Source organism: Novosphingobium olei (assembly GCF_012927405.1).
GTDB lineage: Bacteria > Pseudomonadota > Alphaproteobacteria > Sphingomonadales > Sphingomonadaceae > Novosphingobium > Novosphingobium olei.
Genome location: NZ_JABBGM010000006.1, coordinates 34,787 through 54,422 on the forward strand (window position 1 = coordinate 34,787; position 19,636 = coordinate 54,422).

At 63.9% G+C, this 19,636-nt stretch carries 19 protein-coding genes and 1 tRNA gene; 15 read left to right on the forward strand and 5 right to left on the reverse strand.

All coding sequences use genetic code 11. The annotated features are described in order from the left end of the window. The first annotated feature begins 64 nt into the window (after window positions 1–64). The 6 genes from HHL27_RS13895 to pnp all read left to right on the forward strand — a co-directional run bounded on the left by HHL27_RS13895 (window position 65) and on the right by pnp (window position 5,577). On the forward strand, window positions 65–652 hold the full coding sequence (locus tag HHL27_RS13895) for a thymidine kinase (protein ID WP_169494246.1): 588 nt from the start codon (window positions 65–67) through the stop codon (window positions 650–652). Further along, on the forward strand, window positions 649–1,194 hold the full coding sequence (locus HHL27_RS13900) for a GNAT family N-acetyltransferase (protein ID WP_169494050.1): 546 nt from the start codon (window positions 649–651) through the stop codon (window positions 1,192–1,194). The genes HHL27_RS13895 and HHL27_RS13900 overlap by 4 nt, the downstream gene beginning before the upstream one ends. After that, the gene (locus tag HHL27_RS13905) at window positions 1,191–1,892 is read left to right on the forward strand and encodes a site-2 protease family protein (protein ID WP_169494051.1); all 702 of its coding nucleotides are present in this window, start codon (window positions 1,191–1,193) and stop codon (window positions 1,890–1,892) included. The genes HHL27_RS13900 and HHL27_RS13905 overlap by 4 nt, the downstream gene beginning before the upstream one ends. A gap of 5 nt (window positions 1,893–1,897) precedes the next feature. Then, the gene (gene truB / locus HHL27_RS13910; protein ID WP_169494052.1) at window positions 1,898–2,812 is read left to right on the forward strand and encodes a tRNA pseudouridine(55) synthase TruB; all 915 of its coding nucleotides are present in this window, start codon (window positions 1,898–1,900) and stop codon (window positions 2,810–2,812) included. Window positions 2,813–2,817: 5 nt separating this feature from the next. Further along, the gene (rpsO, locus tag HHL27_RS13915) at window positions 2,818–3,087 is read left to right on the forward strand and encodes a 30S ribosomal protein S15 (RefSeq protein WP_169494053.1); all 270 of its coding nucleotides are present in this window, start codon (window positions 2,818–2,820) and stop codon (window positions 3,085–3,087) included. 162 nt (window positions 3,088–3,249) lie between these two features. Next, window positions 3,250–5,577 carry a polyribonucleotide nucleotidyltransferase gene (gene pnp, locus HHL27_RS13920; RefSeq protein WP_169494054.1) on the forward strand — a complete coding sequence of 776 codons (2,328 nt, stop codon included), beginning with the start codon at window positions 3,250–3,252 and terminating at the stop codon, window positions 5,575–5,577. 90 nt (window positions 5,578–5,667) lie between these two features. Here the strand turns inward: pnp and HHL27_RS13925 are convergent, their stop codons facing one another. Both HHL27_RS13925 and HHL27_RS13930 read right to left on the reverse strand, forming a co-directional pair. Further along, window positions 5,668–6,864, reverse strand: a complete 1,197-nt coding sequence (locus tag HHL27_RS13925; RefSeq protein ID WP_169494055.1) for a GGDEF domain-containing protein — start codon at window positions 6,862–6,864, stop codon at window positions 5,668–5,670. Between the two features lie 101 nt (window positions 6,865–6,965). Continuing rightward, on the reverse strand, window positions 6,966–7,673 hold the full coding sequence (locus tag HHL27_RS13930) for a GcrA family cell cycle regulator (RefSeq protein ID WP_169494056.1): 708 nt from the start codon (window positions 7,671–7,673) through the stop codon (window positions 6,966–6,968). Between the two features lie 89 nt (window positions 7,674–7,762). On the opposite strand from HHL27_RS13930, the gene HHL27_RS13935 reads away from it, so the two are divergent. After that, window positions 7,763–8,647 (forward strand): ABC transporter permease, encoded by an 885-nt coding sequence (locus HHL27_RS13935; protein ID WP_169494057.1) that lies wholly within the window; start codon window positions 7,763–7,765, stop codon window positions 8,645–8,647. A 40-nt stretch (window positions 8,648–8,687) separates the two neighbouring features. Here the strand turns inward: HHL27_RS13935 and hspQ are convergent, their stop codons facing one another. After that, the gene (gene hspQ / locus HHL27_RS13940; RefSeq protein WP_169494058.1) at window positions 8,688–9,068 is read right to left on the reverse strand and encodes a heat shock protein HspQ; all 381 of its coding nucleotides are present in this window, start codon (window positions 9,066–9,068) and stop codon (window positions 8,688–8,690) included. Between the two features lie 145 nt (window positions 9,069–9,213). Here hspQ and HHL27_RS13945 point away from each other — a divergent pair. Continuing rightward, a tRNA-Ser gene (locus tag HHL27_RS13945) sits at window positions 9,214–9,303 on the forward strand. A gap of 58 nt (window positions 9,304–9,361) precedes the next feature. Here HHL27_RS13945 and HHL27_RS13950 read toward each other — a convergent pair. Further along, window positions 9,362–10,489: a hypothetical protein gene (locus HHL27_RS13950; RefSeq protein ID WP_169494059.1), complete on the reverse strand. Its 1,128-nt coding sequence runs from the start codon at window positions 10,487–10,489 to the stop codon at window positions 9,362–9,364. Between the two features lie 363 nt (window positions 10,490–10,852). On the opposite strand from HHL27_RS13950, the gene epsC reads away from it, so the two are divergent. From epsC to HHL27_RS13980, 6 genes are all read left to right on the forward strand, one after another. After that, a complete protein-coding gene (epsC, locus tag HHL27_RS13955; RefSeq protein WP_169494060.1) occupies window positions 10,853–11,794 on the forward strand; it encodes a serine O-acetyltransferase EpsC in 942 nt (313 codons plus the stop codon). 420 nt (window positions 11,795–12,214) lie between these two features. Continuing rightward, entirely contained in the window at window positions 12,215–12,448 is a 234-nt protein-coding gene (locus HHL27_RS13960) for a hypothetical protein (protein WP_169494247.1), read from the forward strand. A 3-nt stretch (window positions 12,449–12,451) separates the two neighbouring features. Beyond that, window positions 12,452–12,697: a hypothetical protein gene (locus HHL27_RS13965; protein WP_169494061.1), complete on the forward strand. Its 246-nt coding sequence runs from the start codon at window positions 12,452–12,454 to the stop codon at window positions 12,695–12,697. A gap of 23 nt (window positions 12,698–12,720) precedes the next feature. Next, a complete protein-coding gene (locus HHL27_RS13970; protein WP_169494062.1) occupies window positions 12,721–14,418 on the forward strand; it encodes an N-acyl-D-amino-acid deacylase family protein in 1,698 nt (565 codons plus the stop codon). Next, complete coding sequence (locus tag HHL27_RS13975; protein WP_169494063.1) at window positions 14,415–15,377, forward strand: alpha/beta fold hydrolase; 963 nt, start codon at window positions 14,415–14,417, stop codon at window positions 15,375–15,377. Before HHL27_RS13970 ends, HHL27_RS13975 begins: the two co-directional genes overlap by 4 nt. Before the next feature lie 17 nt (window positions 15,378–15,394). After that, window positions 15,395–16,915: an NAD(P)/FAD-dependent oxidoreductase gene (locus HHL27_RS13980; RefSeq protein WP_169494064.1), complete on the forward strand. Its 1,521-nt coding sequence runs from the start codon at window positions 15,395–15,397 to the stop codon at window positions 16,913–16,915. Here HHL27_RS13980 and HHL27_RS13985 read toward each other — a convergent pair. Next, window positions 16,885–17,523: a TetR/AcrR family transcriptional regulator gene (locus HHL27_RS13985; RefSeq protein WP_169494065.1), complete on the reverse strand. Its 639-nt coding sequence runs from the start codon at window positions 17,521–17,523 to the stop codon at window positions 16,885–16,887. The two genes, HHL27_RS13980 and HHL27_RS13985, sit on opposite strands and share 31 nt — an antisense overlap. 68 nt (window positions 17,524–17,591) lie before the next feature. Here HHL27_RS13985 and HHL27_RS13990 point away from each other — a divergent pair, with 68 nt between their 5' ends. Then, window positions 17,592–19,619 carry an oxidoreductase gene (locus HHL27_RS13990; protein ID WP_338114907.1) on the forward strand — a complete coding sequence of 676 codons (2,028 nt, stop codon included), beginning with the start codon at window positions 17,592–17,594 and terminating at the stop codon, window positions 19,617–19,619. Window positions 19,620–19,636 lie beyond the last annotated feature (17 nt).

A 19,636-nucleotide genomic window follows, 5' to 3' on the forward strand; every position in this document is an offset into this window, starting at 1 on the left:
TTTCCGACAAAAAGTGCGTATCCCGCTGGCGTTCCCGCGCGATGCCCCTATTTCCCGGCAGGACATGGCCAAGCTCTACTTCTACTACGCCAGCATGAACGCGGGCAAATCGACCACGTTGTTGCAGGCGGACTTCAATTACCGCGAACGCGGCATGGCCACCATGCTGTGGACGGCGGCCGTCGATTCCCGTTCGGGCAGCGGCGGGATCGTCAGTCGCATTGGGCTGGACGCCGATGCGCACCGCTTCGATGCGTCCACCGATCTGTGGGCGCGGGTGCATGCCGCGCATCTTGTCCAGCCACTGTCCTGCGTGATGGTCGATGAAGCGCAGTTCCTCACCGGTGCACAAGTATGGCAACTCGCGCGGCTTGCCGATGAGGCCGATATTCCGGTGCTTTGCTACGGCCTGCGCACCGATTTCAAGGGGGCGCTGTTCGAAGGTTCGGGCGTGCTGCTCGGGATCGCGGACGCGCTGATCGAACTGAAGGCGGTGTGCCACTGCGGCCGCAAGGCAACGATGAACCTGCGCGTCGATGCCGATGGCGGCGCCGTGCGGGCAGGGGCGCAGACCGAGATCGGCGGCAACGATCGCTATGTCGCCTTGTGCCGCCGGCATTTCAGCGAAGCGCTGCACGGGGACGAACGATGAGCGACGAAAGCCTATATGTGCCACTGGCCGACGGTGATCTGCGGCTTGAACCGATTGCCGAGGCGCACCGCGAGGGCCTTCGCGAGGCTTGCGCGCGTGACGGCGAGATCTGGCGGATCTATCCATTCACGTATGAAGGTGCGGCCTTCGATCCGCAGTTCGATAGCCTGCTGGACGGAGGGCCGCGGCGCCGTGCCTATGCGATACTTCGCGGTGACGACATCGTCGGCATGACCGCCTGGATCGAGCAAGGACAGCCAGGCTGGTCGATAGAGATCGGCAACAGCTATATCGTGCCGGAGGTGCGTGGCACAGGCTTCAACACCCGGCTCAAGAAGCTGATGATCGACCATGCTTTCGCCTGCGGGCTGGAACGGGTCGGCTTCAAGGTGGACGAACGCAACAAGCGCAGCCAGGCAGCCGTGCTCAAGCTCGGCGCGGTACGCGAAGGCGTGCTGCGCCATGAACGCAAAACCTGGACCGGCCATGTGCGCGACACCGTGTCCTTCAGCATCCTGCGCGACGAATGGATCAACCGATGAATGCCACGCTCTATTCCATCGCCACGCTGGTCGTGCCGCTGGTCTTCGCCATCGTGTTCCATGAAGTGGCACACGGCTGGATGGCACGCGCGTTGGGCGATCCGACGGCGTGGGAGCGGCGCCGGCTGAGCCTCAACCCGCTGCGCCATGTCGATCCGGTCGGCACGATCATCCTGCCGGGCGCACTCAAGCTGATGGGCCTTCCGGTGTTTGGCTGGGCAAAGCCGGTGCCGGTAAACTATCGCCGGCTGAACAATCCCAAGCGGGACATGGCCTTTGTCGGCGCGGCAGGGCCGGTGACCAACTTCATTCTGGCGCTGTTGGCCGCGATCGCGCTGGGGCTGCTGGTGCGGGTGGCCGATACCCAGGCAGAGCCTGCGTTCTGGCTGCGCTTCACCGCCGACAACCTCCAGAACTTCATCCTGATCAACACCTTCTTGGGCATGTTCAACCTGATTCCGCTGCCCCCGTTCGATGGTTCGCGCATCCTGCGCGGCATCCTGCCGATGTCTGGCGCGCGAATGATGGACCGGATCGAGCCTTACGGAATCCTGGTGTTCATGGGGATTTTCCTTGTACTGCCCTATCTTGTCCCCGGCTTGCACCTCGTCGATCGGATCGTGCTGCCGCCGGTGCAGTGGCTGGTCGAACAGTACCAGCATGTCGCCGCCTGGGCCGCCGGGCCGGAGCCGATGTAACGCCGATGGTTGATGGCTGGATCATTCTCGACAAGCCGCTCGAGCTTGGCTCGACGCAGGGCGTGGCTGCGGTGAAGCGCAACCTGCGGCAGGCGGGGCATGGCAAGGTAAAGGTTGGTCACGGCGGCACGCTCGATCCGCTGGCGACCGGCGTTCTGCCGATCGCGGTGGGGGAGGCGACCAAGCTGTGCGGGCGAATGCTGGATGCGACCAAGGAGTACGCGTTCACGATCGAGTTCGGGCGGGAAACCGACACGCTCGACCTTGAAGGAAAGGTCATCGCGGAAAGCGATGCGCGGCCTACGCTGGATGCCCTGACGGCTGCTCTTGTTCGCTTCCAAGGCCCCATCGAGCAGGTCCCCCCGGCCTATTCGGCGCTGATGATCGACGGGCAGCGGGCCTATGATCGCGCGCGTGCCGGCGAAGACGTCGCAATGCCAACGCGCACGGTGACGATCGGTGCGCTGACGCTGGAAACGCAAGAAGGACCCGATCACTCCGTCGAATCCGCAACGCTTGTCGCTTATGTTTCGAAGGGCACCTATATCCGCAGCCTTGCACGCGACATCGCGCATGCGCTGGGCACGGTAGGCCACGTCACGATGCTGCGCCGCCTGCGGGCCGGTCCGTTCGGCTTGTCAGAGGCGATTTCGCTGGACAAACTGAACGAGGTCGGTAAAGGCGCGCCCCTTGAACACATACTCTTGCCGCTGGAGGCAGGGCTGGTCGACATCCCGGCTCTAGACCTCGATCCCGAGCAGGCAAGGGCGGTCCGCCAGGGCCGCGTTCTGACGGGATTGCCCTGCAACGACGGGCTTTTCTGGGCAAGACTGGGCAGGGTGCCCGTCGCGCTGGTTGAGCTTTCGGGCGGAAGCCTGACCGTTGCAAGGGGTTTCAACCTACCCGATGTCGCGGAGTGAATGACATGTCGATTACCGCGGAAAAGAAGCAGGAAGTCATCCAGAGCAACGCTCGCGCTGCCAACGACACCGGTTCGCCGGAAGTCCAGGTCGCGATCCTGACCAGCCGCATCCAGACGCTGACCGAGCACTTCAAGGCCCACCACAAGGACAACCATTCGCGTCGTGGCCTCCTGATGATGGTCAACAAGCGCCGCTCGCTGCTCGACTACCTCAAGAAGAAGGACGTCGAGCGCTACAACGCGCTGATCCAGAAGCTCGGTCTTCGCAAGTAACCAAGCGGAGCGGCCCCTAGCGGGCCGCTTTTGCTTTTAGGCGCCCACGCAATCCGGCGAAGCGCCTTCGGGGCCAGGTGAAAGGCCCCACACCGGACCGGGACGGCATTCCCCGGCAGCAAACCCCGCTCGCAATAGGGCGCGCGGGCTGAAGGAAACGAAATGTTCGACGTCAAAACCGTATCGCTGGAGTGGGGCGGAAAGACCCTCACCCTCGAAACCGGCCGCATTGCCCGTCAGGCTGACGGCGCGGTCATCGCCACCTACGGTGAAACCGTGGTGCTCTGCGCGGTCACGGCCGCCAAGTCGGTCAAGGAAGGCCAGGACTTCTTCCCCCTGACCGTCCACTACCAGGAAAAGTATTCGGCAGCCGGCCGCATCCCCGGCGGCTTCTTCAAGCGCGAACGCGGTGCCACGGAAAAGGAAACGCTGGTTTCCCGCCTGATCGACCGTCCGGTCCGTCCGCTGTTCCCGGAAGGCTTCTACAACGAAATCAACGTCATCGCCCAGGTGCTGAGCTATGATGGCGAGACCGAACCCGATATCGTCGCGATGATTGCCGCTTCGGCCGCGCTGACCATCTCGGGCGTGCCGTTCATGGGCCCGATCGGCGCTGCGCGCGTCGGCTTCGTCGATGGCGAATATGTCCTGAACCCGAAGCAGGACGTGGCTCTGGCCGACGGTCGTCTCGACCTCGTCGTTGCCGCAACCGACACCGCCGTGATGATGGTGGAATCGGAAGCCAAGGAACTGAGCGAAGACGAGATGCTCGGCGCCGTGATGTTCGCGCATGACGAGATCCGCAAGGTCATCGGCGCGATCATCCAGCTGGCCGAGAAGGCCGCCAAGGATCCTTGGGAAATCGACCTGTCGGACAACACGGCCGACATCAAGAAGAAGCTCAAGGACCTCGTCGGTGCCGACGTCGCCGCCGCCTACAAGCTGACCGACAAGTCGGCGCGCTCCAATGCTCTGAACGAAGCCCGCGCGAAGGCCAAGGCCGCGTTCGCCGAGGACGGCGCGCAGACCCAGATGGTCGCGATCAAGACGATGAAGAAGGTGGAAGCCGACATCGTCCGTGGCGCGATCCTGAAGGACGGCCAGCGCATCGACGGCCGCACCACCACGCAGGTCCGCCCGATCGAAGCGATCGTCGGCTTCCTGCCGCGCACCCATGGTTCGGCTCTGTTCACGCGTGGCGAAACGCAGGCGATCTGCACCACCACGCTGGGCACCAAGGATGCCGAGCAGATGATCGACGGCCTTGAAGGCCTGCGCTACGAAAACTTCATGCTCCACTACAACTTCCCGCCGTACTCGGTGGGCGAAGTCGGTCGCTTCGGTGCTCCGGGCCGTCGCGAAGTGGGCCATGGCAAGCTGGCATGGCGCGCGCTGCACCCGGTGCTGCCGACCAAGGAAGAGTTCCCCTATACGATCCGCATCCTCTCGGACATCACCGAGTCGAACGGTTCGTCCTCGATGGCGACCGTCTGCGGCGGCTGCCTCTCGATGATGGACGCGGGCGTTCCGGTGAAGCGTCCGGTTTCGGGCATCGCCATGGGCCTGATCCTGGAAGGTGATAAGTTCGCCGTTCTCTCGGACATCCTGGGCGACGAGGATCACCTCGGCGACATGGACTTCAAGGTGGCTGGTACCTCCGAAGGCATCACCACGATGCAGATGGACATCAAGGTCGCGGGCATCACGCGCGAGATCTTCGAAGTCGCCCTGCGTCAGGCTTCGGAAGGCCGTGCGCACATCCTGGGCGAGATGACCAAGGCGCTGGGTGAAGCGCGCACCGAACTTTCGGCGCACGCTCCGCGCATCGAGACGCTGCAGATCGACAAGTCGAAGATCCGCGACGTGATCGGCACCGGCGGCAAGGTGATCCGCGAGATCGTCGCCACCACCGGCGCGAAGGTCGACATCGACGACGAAGGCCTGATCAAGATCAGCTCGTCCGATCTCGGTCAGATCGAAGCGGCCAAGAACTGGATCCTCGGCATCGTCGAGGAAGCGGAAGTCGGCAAGATCTACGACGGCAAGGTCGTCAACATCGTCGACTTCGGCGCTTTCGTGAACTTCATGGGTGGCAAGGACGGTCTCGTCCACGTCAGCGAAATGAAGAACGAGCGCGTGGAAAAGCCGACGGATGTCGTCAAGGAAGGCCAGGCCGTGAAGGTCAAGGTCCTTGAGATCGACAACCGCGGCAAGGTTCGCCTGTCGATGCGCGTCGTCGACCAGGAAACCGGCGCCGAACTGGAAGACACCCGTCCGCCCCGCGAACCGCGTGAACCGCGCGGCGACCGTGGTGATCGTGGCGGTGACCGTCGTGGTCCGGGCGGCCGCGGTGGCGACCGCGGCGGTCGCGGTGATCGTGGTCCGCGTCGTGACGGCAGCGAAGGCCGTGGCGATCGCGGCCCGCGCCGTGACCGCGAAGACGGTCCGGCCCCGGATCACATGCCGGCGTTCCTCAAGTCGGACGATTGATCGTCCCGACGAAGGGCTGAAAACGAAAGGACCCGCGAGCAATCGCGGGTCCTTTTGCTTTTGCACCTGCCGAAGGGCCGAAAGCCGCTGTCAGGCAGCCTTGCGCACCGGTTCACCCGGCGGGGCACTTGCCATCACGATCTGGTTTCGACCGCTCTCCTTCGCCGTATACAGGGCTTCATCGGCGGCCTTCATGGCAGCGCTCTTGCCTGGATAGGCGAATACATCGGCGAGGCCGCCCGAGAATGTGACCTGCCCGAACGGCATGTCGGTTGCCCGGTTCACCAGCCGTCTTTCCGCAATCTCTGCCCTTGCGCCATCCAGTCGTTTCCAGGCCTGCTGCAACGTCAGCCCCCGGAACAAGACCGCAAATTCCTCGCCGCCGTGCCGGGCGACATGGCAGCGCGCGTCGGAAATCCGGTCGAGCGTTTCGGCCACGACACGCAGCACCCTGTCTCCGGCGGGATGCCCGTGGGTGTCGTTGATGCGCTTGAAATGGTCGATGTCGACAAAGGCAACCGATAGCGGTTCCTTTCTGGCCTGTGCTTCGCGGAGTTCGCGGTCGAACAGGTGATCGAAGGCGCGACGGTTGGGCAGGCCGGTCAGGTGATCCTGATCGGCAGCGCGCCGGGTTTCTTCCAGCGTCGCCTGCAGTTCCTGGGCGCGCTTCTCGCTGCGGGCAAGATCACCCTGCATCGTGCGCGTATGTTCGATCATCGCCCGGGTGAGGGCCGTCAGCTCGGCGATCGTCGCCTGGGTGGACGATGCGGCATGCAAGCTATCCACGTGTCTCGTCAGCGCGGTGTTGTATTCGCTCGTTGCGTCCTGCGCGCCCTTCATGGTGTCGCCGAACGAAGCAATGTCGCCTTCCAGCTGCTCCATCAGCGCGTGAAGCGTATCCTCGGCCTTCGCGGTGCCGGCATCGCGCACGGCCTCATCCAGCCAGCGCAACGTCACGGGCAATCCTCGCTCTGTCCGCTCCAGGATCATCTGGACAAGGCGAGGGCTTGCCCCCGTCACGCAATCATAGGCGATGCCGAGCGTATAGGGCAGGATCTCGAGATCGTGGTCGATCAGGAAATCGGCAACTTTGCCGAGCATCCGGCGCTTGGCAGGAAGCCAGATCTCCCGGGCTGTCGGATCGCGATAGCTGCCGGACGCGGCAGGTACTGCCGATGCGACGGAGGCACCAGCGTTGCCTTCGTCGTCATCGTCATCCTGACCAAGGCCAAACCATTGGCGCCAGCGGCTGCGCCGCCCATTCTCCGCGGAGTCCTCTTCGCTCATGCGCAAGGAGAACGGGCTGGCGGCGCTTCCCTTAATCCCGGTCGGTTGCGTAGACTTTAAGTAACGCCAACTTCACCGCCAGAAGCCCCGGAAATCGGACCTTAACGCACCCGGGGGCCGCCGAACGGCATCGGCGGGGGCGGGCGGCGATGACCGCGCGGCAGCTGCGCCTGATAGGCGCGGCCGCAGTGATCGACGCAGTATGGGAAGCCGGGGTTCACCTTTTCCCCGCAGAAGTGGAAGTCCGGTTCGCCCGGGTGACCCATCGGCCAGCGGCAGATGCGATCGTTCAGGTCAAGCAGGCTCGTCTTGTCGGCAATCTCGGGGCTCGGGCGGGCCGGAACGAGGCGACGCGGCGGCGCCGGCGGGATCGGTGCCTGCTGATCGCCAGGGCCCTGGCGCAGGAAGCCGCCCGGACCGACCGAGACGATGCGCGGCTGCGGCGCGGCCGGTGCGTCGTTCGTAGCGGCGACGGCTGGGGCCGCAGGTGCCTGCGGGGCAGGGCGCGGGGCGGGCGGGGGCGGCGGCGCGACGGGAGCGGCGGCAACCGGCGCGGCTGCCTTTGGTGCAGGAGCGGGACGCGGTTCGGGCGCTGGCGCTGGCTTGGCAGCCTTCGGCGCCGCTGCGGGCGCGTCGGCCTTGTCGTTCGGCTTGACCGGGGAAGGTCGTGCCTTCAGCCCGAGGCGATGCGCCTTGCCGATTACGGCGTTGCGGCTGACTCCGCCGAGTTCGTCGGCGATCTGGCTGGCAGTTGCACCGCCCTCCCACATCTTGGTCAGCTTCTCGATGCGCTCGTCCGTCCAACTCATGCCGTCAGTTTTCCTTCGTGGAGTTGCAAGCGCGAACGCGTGCATCCCTTGCCTTGCCATAGGGCCGCCCGCGCGATACCGCACCGGGCATGGCCGATCAATCTCTACCCCTGACCGGGGGTGAAACCCCGACCGTGAACATCCGTGCGACCGGAGGTTTTCCAAACCCCGGGGAGCCGCTGTTCCGCAGCATCAACAGGTTGGGGCTGTGGACCCTCTATATGAAGGAGGTCCGCCGTTTCTTCAAGGTGCAGACCCAGACGATCTGGGCGCCTGCGGTCACCACCCTGCTCTATCTGATGATCTTCACCCTGGCGCTTGGCCGGGGCGGTCGCGAAGTGCTCGGCGTGCCGTTTGCAAGCTTCGTCGCCCCGGGCCTCATCGCGATGGGGATGATCAACAATGCCTTCGCCAATGCGAGCTTCGGCCTGCTGGGCGGCAAGATCCAGGGCACGATCATTGACTACCTGATGCCGCCGATTTCCGAAGGAGAACTGCTCGCCGCGCTGGTCGGCGCAGCCGTGACGCGCGCGATATTGGTGGGGCTCGTCGTCTACGGCGCGATGCTGCTGTGGCCGGGCGTGAATATGGAAATTCGCCACCCCTGGGCGATCGTCTGGTTTGGCCTGATGGGATCGATCCTGCTGTCGCTGATCGGCGTGGCGACCTCGATGTGGTCTGAAAAGTTCGATCACCTGGCCGCCGTGACCAACTTCGTCATCACCCCTATGTCGATGCTGTCGGGGACGTTCTACGTTATCAGCAACCTTGCCCCCGCGTTTCAGGCTGTTAGCCGCGTGAACCCGATCTTTTACGTGATCTCGGGCTTCCGCTTCGGATTTCTTGGGCAGAGCGACATCGGCGATACCAACCTGGCGGTGCTGCACGGGGCCATTGGCCTCGGCGTCCTCAACGCTGTGCTGGCGGTGATCATCTACCTGCTGCTGCGCTCGGGCTGGAAGCTCAAGAACTGAGCTTGGTGCTTGACCGAGGGGCTTGATAGCCCCTTTCGGCTCAGTGCGACAGGGCGCGACGAAGGCGGTAGCGGCCGTCGCGGAAGTCTTCAAAGATCTGCTCGAGCGAAGGGTGGTCCACCGGGCCAGCCTCGGCGTCAGCAAGCAGGTTCTGCTGGCTGACGTAAGCAACATAGCTGCTTTCGTCGTTTTCGGCGAGCAAATGGTAGAACGGCTGATCGCGTCGCGGACGGATATCCTTCGGAATCGATTCGTACCATTCTTCGCTGTTGGCGAAGACGGGGTCGATATCGAACACCACGCCACGGAATCCGAACAACCTGTGGCGTACAACCTCGCCGATATCGAAGCGGGCCTCTGCGACAGGAGGAGCGGAAATCTCGCGACCGGCCTGGGGCGAAAAGAAGCTCGTGCGGTTCATGCAACCGATATAGGTTTTCGGCGGATGCTAAACAAGCGAGCGGCTGTGGATGGAATGCCCTTTTCGCTTGAAAGGGTGGAATCCATGCGCTAACGGCGCGCTTCCCGACCGGGAGCAGGCACCCGCCGCTCCCTTGGCACTTCACGGAGAGGTGGCAGAGTGGTCGAATGCGCCGCACTCGAAATGCGGTGTACGGGCAACCGTACCGTGGGTTCGAATCCCACCCTCTCCGCCAGCCATTCCGCGCAAAACCTTCTCTTTGGTGGCCTGCTTGGCCTGCCCCTGTGGGTGACCTATCGGCGGCACCTGAGCCGCGCTTTCTGGTAGGCTTCATGCGCCCCAAGGAACGCTTGCCTTTCACTATCGGTATGGAAGCCCAGTCGATCCATGGCCGTCACGATGATGTGACCATCTGCGCAATTTTCGCCGTTCAACTCGGGTAGGATCGCTGCGATGTGCTCGACGAGCTCGCGGTCGCAGACTGCCAGAATTGATTCGACGCTGTCGTTGTCAGTCCATGGGAAGGGGCCAGTCGGCACAGGGAGGCGGCCTTCGCAGGCCTCGAGAAGGTCGAGTTCGGGGAAGCAATCCATGAGGCCGCGCGCGACGTCAGCGTTGCGGCTAGCGACAACCTCGCGTGCTAGCCCCGAGAGAGAAATTTGGTTGCCGACCAGTTTGATTTCGTTGAGCGCCGTGAAAAATCGCACCAGCTCCGTGCTACGGGGCAGCAGGCTTCCTGCGTCGTTCGGATAGACTGCTTTCCTGAACATTTGCAGGACACGGGTTTGCTCCGCAGAAAGCGAGCGGTTTGAAGAAGCGGGTGACAACGATATCTCAGTGCCGACGATGGTACCGAGTATCTGCGAGAAATCAGTTACGACGTCGCCCCGTGGAAGGAATTTCCTGCTGAATTGGCGGACGTGCAGACGGTCTTGACCAACCCGATCTTTCCACGCCTTCAACTTTTGGTCGACACGGCGATGATATGTTTCCGGCGCGGGAAACAGATGGCTTCCTTTCAGCAGTTGCTGAACGCTGGAAGCATACATTTCCGATGGATTGCGAACGTACGCAACGACATGGATCAATCCGATCTCCGAACTGACTCGCGATACCAGATTGATTGCGGCTTCCGGGGAAAGGTTGATGAAGTTTTCCGCGGACAGGACAACCCATTCGTATCGTTGGCATTCGTCCTGAAGCAATTGCAGAGTTCTCGCAGCTACAGCCTCTCTTGAAGGGCTCGCGGCCCTGCTGCGCTGTCCAGCGAGAAGAGCGAGTACTGTATGTCCGGAATTCGGCGCAAGTGTGTCATAATGGATTCCGGCATCCGCCAAGTGAGCGCGCGAAGCGTACAAGGAATTCTGGATGGCAGTGCTGCCACACTTGCCGTCTCCAATATGCAAGATGAAATTCGTCATCTTAATTCCCTGAGATAAGCGCTGTGTGCGTTTTTATATTTGAACGCGATTGAATCAGCGGCCTCATCGACTGCTCTGTCGGGCCGAAGTGTTTGAATATCGAAACTTGGCAAGGGAGCTTGATGGGCAAGCTTGCCCCCATTGAGGCAACCGACAGGGCGAGTTCACGTGATGGACCTCGACGTGGTTCGATCCGCAAATGGGGTATGGCTGGCACGTCATTCGGCAACCTCATTCCGATAATGAGAAGTCGATCGGATCCGCTGCGCTTCCCTTGAGTTCTGCTTGACTAACTATTTGTATTCCTCAAGCGACTTTTCGCAAATTCCGTGCATGGCACGGCCCTGAAGTGAGGGATTTCTTATGGGTCAGGCATGTCCGGCTAATGAAGCCGCGCCATTCGATCTGGGACCGGTGATCAGCGGATTGCGCCAGGTGCGCGACGACTGGCGCAGCGCCCAGGATCGCCATGCCGAGTTTGGTGCGCTGGGATTCCCTTCGCGCCAGGCAATGTCCCGTGTGATCGACGTTCTGTCGGCAGCGCTGTTTCCGCTACGGCTGGGGCCGCCCGACCTGCATGTCGAGAGCGAGGACGAGTTCGTCCAGGCCAGCCTTGAAACCGCGTTGCCCCTGCTGGCCGCCCAGGTCCGCATGGAGCTGCACTACAGCCGTCACGAGCGCGGTTCCGAAGCGATCGAGCGTGCCGTTATGGCGATCGTCGAGGAACTGGCGCGGCGCCTGCCGGACATCCGACGCATGCTCGACAGCGACCTTGAGGCGGCGTTCGACGGCGATCCGGCTGCCCGCAGCGTCGACGAGGTGCTGCTATGCTATCCCTGTGTCACTGCGATCATCCACCATCGCATCGCGCATGAGCTTTACACGCTCGGTGCGCCGCTGGTGGCGCGCATCATTGCAGAGATCGCGCATTCGCGGACCGGGATCGACATTCACCCCGGCGCGCAGATCGGCGACAGCTTCTTCATTGATCATGGCACCGGGGTGGTGATCGGGCAGACAGCCATCATCGGCAATCGCGTGCGCATCTATCAGGCGGTCACGCTTGGTGCGCGAAGCTTCAGCACCGACGAGGAAGGCCGCCTGGTGAAGGACGAGCCGCGCCATCCGATCATCGAGGATGACGTCACGATCTATGCCGGAGCGACGATCCTTGGCAGGATCACCATCGGCCGGGGCTCGGTTATCGGCGGCAACGTCTGGTTGACCCGCTCCGTGCCGGCCGGCAGCCGCGTACGCCAGACCCAGCCAAGCGTCAGCATCGAAGCCAGCGACTGCTTCGACTGAGCGTCAGCGTCCGCTCAAAACGGCGCATCGTGGCTGCCCAGCGTCGTGGCTGAGACATCGATAGCGTGCGATGCGCAATCACTCCGGGGTATGGAGCGAGCATTGATCGATCTTTTCTGACGACAATGGTCAGCGACCCTGCGCGCAAACGTGTTGAGGTGACTTGGCAAATTGCCGGAGGTCCTCTCCCAATCGCATACGTCCAATCCTGCGGAAGATTTGCCAGGGAAGGCAGCGTCATTCCGTATATTCTGACATCGGTCCTCGCCGGTAGTTCCGGGCATTGCTTCGACCATGTGCGATTTCGATTTGCCCTCGCCGGCGAATCATGGTCCTATATCACCTGATAAGTGTGCGAGAGTCGCCGTGCCCTGCACGCGGCTGATCGACACAAATGGTGGAGAGAAGATCGTGACCTCGATGACCGCAGAGCTGTCGCCCGTCCGCAAATCGATTCTGCCCAAGGGCGGTGATACCTGGACCAGCATCGCCGCGCGCGAACTGCCCGGCGTGGCCGAAGCCGATGCTGTTGGCATGCTGCAGAGCTGGAACCTGCACGTGTTCATGCGCGCCGCTGGTGGCGTCGGCCGGATGCGTGGCGACAACCCGATCCTGCCGAGCGACGTCATCTTCGTCGAAGCACCGCGCGCCTGAGCGATGGGTGCCGCTGCGATCAGTGACGTCCGCATTGCCGCCGCGCATGACGGCGACGCCGAGCTGGTCGTCACGCTGACTTTTCCAAACGGCGGCAAGTCACTCGTCACGCTCGATGAATTCGCGGCGCGCAGCCTGATGGCGTCCGCCAACGCAACACACGCCGACCAGTTGATCGGATTGGGGTGGGACCGGGTGCGCGATGCCCTGATCGCATCCTCCAACCGCTTCGCCGACGCGGCCGAATGAACAAGAACACCGGGAGAATGGACATGTACGATCTGGTTATCCGCAACGGGCGCGTCGTCGACGGCTCGGGCATGCCGGCCTTCACTGCCGATGTCGCCGTCAAGGGCGATCGCATCGTCAGGATCGGCCGCGTCGAGCAGGCCGGCGCGCGTGAGATCGACGCCAGCGGCAAGGTTGTGGCGCCCGGCTTCATCGATCCGCACACCCACTTCGATGCGCAGCTGCTGTGGGATGGCGCTGCCAAGCCCGCGCTCTCGCACGGGGTCACCACGATCGTTTCGGGCAATTGCTCGCTTTCGCTCGCCCCGCTCAAGGCCGAGCACCGCATGAAGCTGGTCGGCATGTTCAACCAGATCGAGGAAATGCCGCTCAAGGCCTTCAAGGAAGGCGTCGTGTGGGATTGGGAGACGTTCCCCGAATACCTCGCCCGCATCCGCAAGGGCCTGTCGATCAACGTGGGCCAGCTCGTCGGTCACAGCGTCCTGCGCCTGTGGGTGATGGGCGAAGCCGCGATGGAGCGCACCGCGACAGACGCGGAGATCGCCGAAATGCAGGCGCTGCTGCGCGAATGCCTCGACGCCGGGGCGATCGGCCTGTCGACCAGCTATGTCGACATGGATGAAACGCTCAAGCCCGTGCCGAGCCGCTATGCCGATGCGGGTGAGGTGGAGGCGCTTGCCGCCGTCCTTTCGGAATACGGACGCATCCTTCAGATCGTGCCCGAATTCTACGATCCGGACCTCACCATCGCCCGGCTGGACCAGTTGGCAGAGATTTCGCTCAAGTACGGTATTTCGACCACGTTCTCGCCACTGTTCGTCAATGCCGACAACATTGCCGCGGTGGACCGGGTCATGGCCCGCGTGGACGAACAGTTTGCCCGCGGCGCGCGCGTCTGGCCGCAGGTGCAGACCCGTCCGATCGACATCAGCTTCAGCTTCGCGGTGCCGAGCCTGATCTTCATCCGTCTGCCCGGCTGGTACAACATCATGCGCTTCGGCACCCCCGAGGAAATCGTTGCAGCCTTCGCCGGCGGTGAAAGCCGTGAGCGCCTGATTGCCGAAGCGACGCCGATGATGGACCTGTGGTCATTCCTCAAGCTGCGCCAGGTCGCCAGCGAGGCGAACCAGCAGTATGTCGGCAAGACGCTTGCCGAAATCGGCAAGCTGCGCGGCGTCACCGCGCTCGAGGCGATGATCGATCTGTCGGTCGAAGAAAACCTCGATGCGCACTTCATGGCCGAGAACATGGGCCACAACGAGGACGGCAAGGTCGGCTCGCTGCTGCGCCATCCGCGCGTCCACATCGGCGCGAGCGACGGTGGTGCGCACATCCTCTCGTTCTCTACCTATGGCGATACCGGCTACCTGTTCGGCCACTTCGTCCGGGATGCCAAGCTGCTGAGCCTTGAGGAAGCGGTGAAGAAGATCACCTCGGACACCGCCGCGATCTGGGCAATTCCTGAGCGCGGCCTGATCGCCAAGGGCCTGATCGCCGACATCGTCGTGTTCGATCCCGCTGCGATCGATCGGGGCGAGGAAGTCTACGTTCAGGATGTGCCGGGCGAGGGCAGCCGCTACGTTCGCGATGCCCATGGCGTCGACACCGTGATCGTCGCGGGAGGTGTCGCCTGGAGCGCGGCCGAAGGCTACACCGATGACGCGCGTGGTGCGATCGTGCCGCCCGCCATCGCCGCCTCGGCGGAGCTCGAAGCCGCATGAGCTGGGAGGGGGTTACCGAGCGTCGTATCGAAACGAACGGGATCGCGCTTAACATCGCCGAAGCCGGGGAAGGGCCGCTGGTGCTGCTCCTCCACGGCTTTCCCGAAAGCTGGTATTCGTGGCGCCATCAGTTCGCACCGCTGGCGGCCGCCGGCTACCATGTCGTCGCGCCCGACATGCGCGGCTACGGCAAGAGCGACAAGCCCGAGGCCATCGACGCCTACAATCAGGTGGAAGTCGTCAACGATATCATCGGCCTGATCCCGGCGCTGGGCTACGAACAGGCGATCGTGATCGGGCACGACTGGGGCGCGCCCACCGCGTGGGCCACCGCGCTGTTCCATCCGGACAAGGTGCGCGCGGTCGGCGGGTTGTCGGTGCCGTTCATGCCGCGCTCGCCGGTCCAGCCGATGCCGGCGATGCGCGAGATGTTCAAGGGGCAGTTCTTCTACCAGCTCTATTTCCAGGAGCCGGGCGTGGCCGAGGCAGAGTTCGAAAAGGACATCAGGACCGCGCTGCGCAAGTTCCTGGTCATGGCGGGGGGCGAGACCGATCTGACCAAGCTGGCGCCCAAGAGCGAGCATGACGACATGCTGACGAGCTTGCCCGATCCTGAGGTGCTCCCGCCCTGGCTCAGCGAAGCGGACCTCGATTTCTATGCGGGGGAATTCACGCGTTCGGGGATGCGCGGACCGCTGAACTACTACCGCAACCACGACCTGACCTGGCGGCTGACCCATGGCGCGCCGACCCAGATCCACCAGCCGGCGATGTTCGTTGCCGGTACGGCGGACGGGGTCGTGATGATGGCCGCCGCCGCGATCGAGGCTTTGCCGCAGACGGTCACCGATCTCAGGATCAATCGCATGATCCCGGGTATCGGCCACTGGACGCAGCAGGAAGCGCCCGAAGCGGTGAACGCGGCAATCCTCGAATTTCTGAAGATGGTCGACGGCTAGGGAAGGGACGACCAATCATGCCTGAAAAGGTTCTGGTAATCGGTGCAGGGATCGGCGGTCTCTGCACCGCGCTCATGCTCGCGCCCTCGGGCCGCGATATCGTCTTGCTCGAACGCGATGGCCCGCTCGAAACGGCGGACCCGGACGAGCTGTTCCGCACCTGGAAGCGCAACGGCGTTGCCCACGTACGGCAAAGCCACGCGTTCCTCGCGCGTTTGCGCACGATCATGAAGACCGAGCATCCCGCGCTGCTCGACCAGCTTCTGGCCAACGGCGTGCGCGAATTGCCGTTCGAGCTGATGCTGACCGAGGCGCAGCAGCAGGCATACCAGCCGGCGCCCGGTGACGAGGAACTGACCATCGTCACCAGCAGGCGCACCACGCTCGAGATGACCATGCGTCGCTACGTCGAAACCCTGCCCAATGTTGAACTTCGCTGCGGCTTCAAGGTGCGCCGCCTGATCACGCGCAAGGCCGGGGACGGTGTCATCGAAGTGCGTGGCGTTGCGGGCGAATGGAACGGTGACGACGTGCGGCTTGAAGCCGACATCGTCGTCGATGCGTCGGGCAAGGGCGGCACCACGATCAAGCAACTGATCGACGAAGGCGCACCGATCCGCGAGGAGAACGAAAGCGCGGGCATCCTGTACTTCACCCGCCATTATCGGTTGCTGCCGGGGCAGGTCGAACCCGAACGCAGCGCACATCCGCCCGCCTCGGGCGATCTCGGCTATCTCAAGTTCGGCATCTTCCCCGGCGACAACGGCAATTTCTCGGTCACGGTCGCGATACCCGAAGTCGAGACCGTGCTGCGCCAGGGCATCGTCGATCCCGACATATTCCACGCCGCAACGCTGGCGCTGCCGGGGCTGCAGCCCTGGACGAACGCCACCCGCGCCGAACCGACCAGCAAGGTCATCGGCATGGGCGATCTCGTCAGCCGGTGGCGCGACCTTGTCATCGACGACAAGCCCGTAACGCGCGGCTACTTTGCCCTTGGCGATACACTGGTGCGAACCAATCCGCTCTACGGTCGCGGCTGCTCCTTCGCCGCGGTCAGCGCGCAGGCGCTACGCCAGGTGCTCGACGCAACAACCGATCCGACAGAACGCTCGCGCGCCTTTCACAAGGCGATCCACGCCGAACTGCTGCCCTACTACCTCAATCAGCGAAAGCAGGACCGCTCCGCGATCAAGCGTGCGCGGCGGGCGCTCATCCCGGGCCATGTGCCGAAGCTGAAGGCGCGCCTTGCCACCGGCTTTGTCGAGGACGGCGTGCGCATCGCGCTGCGCTCCGACACGCGGTTGCTGCGTGAAGCGATGCGCGGCTTCCACATGCTCGAACACCCCGACGCCTGGCTCAAGCGGCCGCGCAATCTGGCGGGCGTGCTGTGGTACTGGGCGCGCGGCAAGGCGCGCAACGCCGCTGCCTATCCCCCATCGCCCGGGCCCGAGCGCGTCGAAATGATGCAACTCCTCGGCCTCGATTGGCAGGCCGACATGATCATTCAGGAAGGCGATGGTCGCCGCGCTGCGTGACCGCTGGCGCCGTCGGCGCGCGCGCCGCGCGTGATCAGCCGCGCCGCGCTGTGGCGCAGCGTGTCGAACGGCAGCGCCGGGTCGAGCTTGCCAGCCATCTGCAGCACGACCAGGCCGTGCAGCACCGCCCAATAGGCATGCGCGATCTCGCTGGCATCGCCGTCGAGCAGTCCGGCCTCGACCATTTCGCGCACGTAGCGCGTCATCAGGTCGGCCGCCCGGGCCTGCGCCGCGCGCAGTTCCGGGCTCTTGTCCTTCTCGTCCTGCTCGAAGGCGAAGATCAGCTGGTAGGCGGCTGGCTCGCGAAACGCGAAGTCGGCATAGGCATCGCCGATCGCGCGCGACTTGTCCCACAAGTCCGCGCCGCTCTGTCCGGCCGCCTCGATGCAGTTCGAGAACCGCTCGTACGCGGCAGCGCGCGTCGCATCCAGCAGTTCAGCCTTGCTCGCGTAATACCGGTACAGCGACGCAGCCGTCCAACCGATTTCCGCCGCGATCGCGCGCATCGATGCGCCCTGCGGCCCGTCGCGCGCGATGTGCCGTTCCGCCACTTCACGGATTTTCTGCCGAACGTCGGCGACCTGTTCTTTGGTGAGCAGCACGGCCATGCGCTTGCCATAGTGAACACTGTTCGTTACGTCCACGCCAAACAGTGTTTAGCATGAGGGGATTCGCCGTGAGCACCAAGTACCCGCACGTGTTCTCGCCGCTGAAGGTCGGCCACACCACGATCAAGAACCGCATCCTGATGGGTTCGATGCATACGGGTCTGGAAGACGTGCCGAACGCGGCCGAGCGCCTGTCGGCCTATTTCGTCGAGCGGGCCAGAGGCGGCGTCGGCATGATCATCACCGGCGGCATCGGCCCGCATCCCACGGCTGGCCACGGCGCCAAGCTGATCGATGCCGAAGGCGTCGCGTTGCACAGCCAGGTCACGCGTGCCGTCCACGATGCGGCGCCCGACGTGAAGATCGTGATGCAGGTGCTTCACACCGGACCGCTCGCCGGCACGCCCGATTGCGTCGCCCCGTCGCCGGTCAAGTCGCGCATCGGCCGCTACCAGCCCAACGAACTGACCGAGGAAGGCATCGAGGAACAGATCGAGGCATTCGCTCGCTGCGCCGCGCTTGCCAAGGAAGCGGGCTACGACGGTGTCGAGATCATCGGTTCGGCCGGCTACCTCATCTCCACCTTCCTCGTCTCCAAGACCAACCAGCGCACCGACCGCTGGGGCGGCGAATGGACCAACCGCATGCGCTTCCCGGTCGAGATCGTGCGCCGCACCCGCGCGGCGGTGGGCGAGGACTTCATCCTCATCTTCCGCATCTCGGCGATGGACATGCTGCAGGAAGGGCTCGCCTGGGACGAAGTCGTCAGCCTTGCCAAGGCGCTCGAGGCCGAAGGCGTCGACGTCATCTCCACTCACTTTTGCTGGCATGAAAGCTTCGTGCCGACCATCGCCACGATGGTCCCGCGCGCGGCGTTCACGCAAGTCACCGGCCGCCTGCGCAAGGAGCTGTCGATCCCGCTGATCACCTCCAACCGCATCAACATGCCGTCGGTTGCCGAAGAAGTGCTGGCACGTGGCGATGCCGACATCGTGTCGATGGCGCGGCCGATGCTGGCCGACCCGGAACTCGTCAACAAGGCCGCGCAGGGCCGCGAGGACGAGATCAACACCTGCATCGGCTGCAACCAGGCCTGTCTCGACCACACCTTCACCGGCCGCCTGACCACTTGCCTGGTCAACCCGCGCGCCTGCCGTGAAACCGAACTATCGATCGTTCCGTCGGCGACGCAGCGCAAGGTCGCCGTCGTCGGGGCCGGGCCAGCAGGTCTCGCCTATGCCGTAACCGCTGCCGAGCGAGGCCACGCGGTCACCCTGTTCGACGCGGCGAGCGAGATCGGCGGGCAGTTCAACTACGCCAAGCGCATTCCGGGCAAGGAAGAGTTCTACGAAACCCTGCGCTACTACGGCCGCATGCTCGACAAGCTTGGCGTCGACGTCCGCCTCAACACCCGCGCCGACGTCGCGACGATCAAGGCGGGCAACTTCGACGAAGTCATCATCGCCACCGGCATCTCACCGCGCACCCCGCCGATCCCCGGCATCGACCATGCCAAGGTCGTCAGCTATGTAGACGTCATCACCGGCCGCGCCGAAGTCGGGCAGAAGGTTGCGATCATCGGCGCAGGCGGGATCGGCTTCGACGTTGCCGAACTGATCACCCACGCCGGCACCAGCAGCGCGCTCGATGTCGATGTCTTCGCGCGCGAATGGGGGATCGACTTCAAGAACCATCCGCGCGGCGGTGTCACCGGCGTTACGCCGCAGGTCGCCACCAGCGGCCGCGAAGTCACGCTGCTTCAGCGCAAGGAAACCGCCGTCGGCGCAGGGCTCGGCCGTACCACCGGCTGGACTCACCGCATCGCGTTGCAGCGTCGCGGTGTGAAGATGATCGCGGGCGTCACCTACGACCGGATCGACGATGCCGGCCTTCACGCCACCGTCGGGGGCGAGCCGGTGCTGTTCGATGTCGACACGATCATCGTCTGCGCCGGGCAGGATCCATTGCGTGACTTGCACGATGCGCTCGCGGCCGAAGGCATCAAGTCGGAGCTCGTCGGCGGTGCTTACGAATCCGCAGAGCTCGATGCCAAGGCGGCGATCAAGCAGGCGACCGAACTGGCCGCCGCCGCCTGATCGCCTGCCCGATCCGG